The organism is Metabacillus sp. 22489 (assembly GCF_052044855.1).
Lineage (GTDB): Bacteria > Bacillota > Bacilli > Bacillales > Bacillaceae > Metabacillus > Metabacillus niabensis.
Genome location: NZ_JBQENT010000093.1, coordinates 1 through 4,879 on the forward strand (window position 1 = coordinate 1; position 4,879 = coordinate 4,879).

Annotated in this window: 4 protein-coding genes; all 4 read left to right on the forward strand. The window is 35.2% G+C overall.

Annotated elements, in window-relative coordinates; genetic code table 11:
• Positions 1-311: 311 nt before the first annotated feature.
• On the forward strand, positions 312-1,058 hold the full coding sequence (locus tag ACTJJ9_RS25970) for a ClpP family protease (protein ID WP_145580953.1): 747 nt from the start codon (positions 312-314) through the stop codon (positions 1,056-1,058).
• Entirely contained in the window at positions 1,055-1,273 is a 219-nt protein-coding gene (locus tag ACTJJ9_RS25975; protein WP_095297695.1) for a YlzJ-like family protein, read from the forward strand. The genes ACTJJ9_RS25970 and ACTJJ9_RS25975 overlap by 4 nt, the downstream gene beginning before the upstream one ends.
• A gap of 114 nt (positions 1,274-1,387) precedes the next feature.
• Complete coding sequence (locus ACTJJ9_RS25980) at positions 1,388-3,742, forward strand: DNA translocase FtsK (protein WP_145580954.1); 2,355 nt, start codon at positions 1,388-1,390, stop codon at positions 3,740-3,742.
• Between the two features lie 256 nt (positions 3,743-3,998).
• Positions 3,999-4,724 carry a GntR family transcriptional regulator gene (locus tag ACTJJ9_RS25985; protein WP_145580955.1) on the forward strand — a complete coding sequence of 242 codons (726 nt, stop codon included), beginning with the start codon at positions 3,999-4,001 and terminating at the stop codon, positions 4,722-4,724.
• Positions 4,725-4,879 lie beyond the last annotated feature (155 nt).

Genomic DNA, 4,879 nt, shown 5'->3' on the forward strand with positions numbered 1-4,879 from the left:
TGAAAAATGTGGGGGTGAAATGTATCCTGAGTATTATAAAGGGGTACATGGCATAGAGTACAAATTATCGGATATTCTCTAACCATGAAAAGGACCGGGCTATGCCCGGTTTTTCTTATATGTCCAAAAAATCCTGGTAGAGCTGAAAAGACATCTTTATTTCAGAGGGTTTTAGAACAGTCTTTTAGAAAGAGTAGAGATTTGAAAAAGGGTAGAATTAGGAAACGGTTAAATCTCACACTATTTCATCGCATGAAAATTTTCATGTTGCTCATACTACAAAGAGAAAGTTAAGAGAAAGGGTGAACTTCATGACAAATCGTGGACAATACATACAGGGGAATGAGCAAAATGAAGGAGAAGAGAAACAAGAAGGAAAAGAAAGCTCGATTGTAGAAAAAATACAACAGCTAGGACAAACGAATGTCCCACAAATGGGTCAAGATTCAAAAATTCACTGTTTAACAATTGTTGGACAAATTGAAGGACATATTCAATTACCACCACAAAATAAAACAACTAAATATGAACATGTTATCCCGCAAATTGTTGCAATTGAACAAAACCCAAAGATAGAAGGCTTATTAGTGATATTAAATACTGTTGGTGGTGATGTTGAGGCGGGATTAGCGATTGCAGAGATGCTAGCTTCGATTTCAAAGCCAACAGTGTCCATTGTATTAGGTGGAGGTCACTCAATTGGAGTACCAATTGCGGTTTCCTGTGATCATTCATTTATTGTCGAAACAGCAACAATGACAATTCATCCTGTACGGTTAACGGGACTAGTTATTGGGGTACCGCAAACCTTTGAATATTTAGATAAGATGCAAGACCGCGTTGTTAATTTCGTAACCGGACATTCAAATATTACCGAAGAAAAGTTTAAAGAGCTTATGTTTTCAAAAGGAAACTTAACAAGGGATATCGGGACGAATGTCGTTGGGAAAGATGCAGTAGAATATGGGTTAATTGATGAAGTTGGTGGGGTAGGCCAAGCGATTCAAAAATTAAACAGTATGCTTGAAAAAAATCAAGCAAAGCGGGTGTTACAATGATTTACTATACGATGATGCCTGAAGAATTAATGTTCCCAACACATGAGGACGAGTATAAAAAGCAAACAATCATTGAAAAAGATGGAGTCCAGCTTTTAGTTCAAGGTACGGGAACAGCAGAATATGAAATTGTTCGAATTCTTAGTAGTGATCCTAAATATTTTTTAGATCAACAATATACTCCTGGACAAAAAATTATCATGTCTCATTCTTAATACAATGATTATTATGATATAATGGAAAGACAAGCATAAGGCAGCCAGTTTCGGCTGCCTTCTTTATGACAAATAAAGGAATTGTCGTATATTTTTTATACATAGGTGGTAGAAATGGCTAAACAAAAAAGAAAAACTAGAAAATCAAAGGATGAATGGAAAAGAACGCTGAAATTTGAGCTTACAGGCTTAATCATTCTTGCAATTGCTCTCATTTCAATCTCAAAGCTAGGCTTTGTTGGAATGACTTTTGTCCACTTATTTCGTTTTTTTAGTGGCGAATGGTATATGTTATTCCTTATTGAAGTTCTTTTATTTGCCTTTTATTTAATTTGGAAGAGACAAATCCCGTCATTATTAAGTAGACAAATGATCGGGGTACACTGTATAACTGCTGCAATTTTACTATTAAGTCATGTTACGTTGTTTAAGATGCTTTCCCATAATGGTACATTTGCAACACCGAGTGTTATTGCAAACACGCTTGAATTATTTTGGATGGATGTCAGAGGTGAATCGATTACTGTTGATTTAGGTGGCGGGATGCTTGGGGCAATTTTCTTTGCTGCATCTTATTACTTATTTGCCGAAGCAGGCTCGCAAATTATTGCGATCGTTTTAATCGTTATTGGTGTTATTTTAATTACTGGTCGCTCTCTTAAAGCAACATTGGCTAAATTGTTATCGCCGATTGGTGCATTTATGAAAAGACAAGCAATTGGATTTAAGGATGATATGAAAAGTCTACCTTCAGCAATTAAGCAAAAGCATGAAGAAAAAAGAAATAAGAAAAAAGAGCTTGAAATACATAATAGTGACAAAAATGATCTTGCTGAAGAAGACAATAGTAAACCAATCATTTCAAGCTTTTCGGATCATGAAGAGCCTGAATCAAAACCCGAAGAAATGATTATCCATACAATGGATACAGATAAAGTGGAGCCTAAAGTAAAAAAACATCAAGCTGAAAGTCTAGAAAGTAATGAACCAATTCAACAAGAAGATCTTGCGCCGATTTCGTTTGTTGAATTAGAAAATAAAGATTATAAGCTTCCACCTATTGACCTTTTGAAAGCTCCGAAACATAATTCTCAACAGGCAGATAAGAAAAACATCTATGAGAATGCACGGAAGCTAGAAAAAACATTCCAAAGCTTTGGGGTAAAGGCAAAGGTAACACAGGTACACTTAGGACCAGCAGTTACGAAGTATGAAGTTTATCCTGATGTAGGTGTGAAGGTTAGTAAAATTGTGAACTTAAGTGATGATTTAGCATTGGCCCTCGCTGCAAAAGATATTCGAATCGAAGCACCGATTCCTGGTAAATCTGCAGTAGGGATTGAAGTGCCGAACTCAGAAGTTGCAATGGTCTCTCTAAGAGAAGTACTTGAATCAAAAGCAAATGACAGACCAGATGCAAAATTATTGATTGGCTTAGGAAGAGATATTTCAGGTGATGCCGTTTTAGCAGAGCTTAATAAAATGCCTCATTTGCTTGTAGCCGGCTCAACTGGTAGTGGGAAAAGTGTATGTATTAATGGGATCATTACAAGTATTTTAATGAGAGCAAAACCACATGAAGTAAAATTAATGATGATCGATCCGAAAATGGTTGAGCTAACAGTTTATAATGGTGTGCCTCATTTACTTGCACCTGTTGTGACAGATCCAAAAAAGGCATCACAAGCATTGAAAAAGGTAGTAAATGAAATGGAACGTCGTTATGAGCATTTTTCTCATACTGGTACAAGAAATATAGAGGGCTACAATGAAATTATCAGAAGAAATAATTTGGAATCAGAGACAAAACAGCCGGAGCTTCCTTATATTGTTGTAATCGTTGATGAGCTAGCCGATTTGATGATGGTTGCCTCATCTGATGTTGAAGATTCGATTACTCGTTTATCACAGATGGCTCGTGCCGCTGGTATACACTTAATTATTGCCACACAGCGACCATCTGTGGATGTCATTACTGGAGTTATCAAAGCAAATATCCCTTCAAGAATTGCATTTAGTGTATCTTCTCAAACAGATTCACGAACGATCCTTGATATGGGAGGTGCCGAGAAGCTATTAGGTAGAGGGGACATGCTGTTCTTACCTGTTGGGGCATCAAAGCCAGTACGTGTTCAAGGTGCGTTTTTATCTGACGAAGAGGTTGAAAAGACTGTTGATTTTGTTATTGCTCAGCAAAAAGCACAATATCAAGAGGATATGATTCCTACTGAAACTGTTGAAGCTCCAAGTGAAGTCCAAGATGATTTATATGAAGAAGCAGTACAATTAGTAGTTGATATGCAAACAGCATCTGTTTCGTTATTACAAAGGAGATTTAGAATTGGTTACACGAGAGCAGCACGATTAATTGATGCAATGGAAGAAAGAGGAGTAGTTGGTCCATACGAAGGAAGTAAGCCTAGAGAAGTTTTGCTTTCTAAAGAGAGCCATGATGAATTAACTTCATAAGATAGAAAGTGAAAAAGCTAGACAACAAATCGAAATAAATGTCTAGCTTTTTCATATATTATATTAATTCTTTAATAAACGATAAAAGTGGATAAGAATTATTCAACAATTTAAAATTTTTCTACTACTTTCGACAAAAATTACCGATTTTTATTTATTTCTAGTTCAAAACATGATATAGTATTTTCGATTAGAGTTGGTGTATTACATCAGATGTCTGATCTCTTTTTATTTATGACATAGTGGAGGCGGACTTATGAGTATAAAAGCTGATAATCGACACCTGTATTTACGGGTTATTGATAAAATTAAAGAAGATATCGAAAAGGGGATTTATAAGGAAAAAGAGAAGCTTCCGTCAGAATTTGAATTGTCAAAGGATTTAGGTGTTAGTAGAGCAACTTTAAGAGAAGCTTTAAGAATCCTTGAAGAGGAAAATGTGATTATTAGAAGGCATGGAGTTGGAACTTTCGTGAATGTGAAGCCACGTTTTTCTTCAGGTATTGAGCAATTAAATAGTGTGACAGACATGATAAAAAATGCAAATTTAACACCTGGAACTGTCTTCCTTTCATCTTCGATTACAGGAGCTACAGAGGATGATGTAAAAAGATTTAAATGCAGTAAAGAGGATGAGATTTTTTTACTTGAAAGAGTCCGTACATCAAATTGTGAGCCTGTAGTTTATTGTTTAGATAAAATTCCTACTCATCTATTGCCAGAAAGCTTTGATCATAAGCAAGATTCATTATTTATACTACTAGAGGATAAAGCATCAATCTATATTACTTATGCGGTTACACATATTGAACCAATCGGATACCATGAAAAAATATCTCAAATATTAGAATGTGATCCGGAAACTTCTTTACTTTTATTAAAACAAATTCATTATGATAGTCAAGATCGCCCTGTCCTTTATTCTTTAAATTATTTTAGAGCAGATCATTTCAGCTTTCACGTTGTAAGAAAGCGTTTATAGTATTGTAATCAAACTTCCTAAATGGAGGTTTTTTTATTTTGGTTCTATAATAAATGTTGGGGTTTTAAAACAATTTGAAGAAAAAAAGAGCACAATATCACCCATTCTTATATACTTGAGTTGTCGAGAAACAAGTATAGAGTGGAGATATGTGC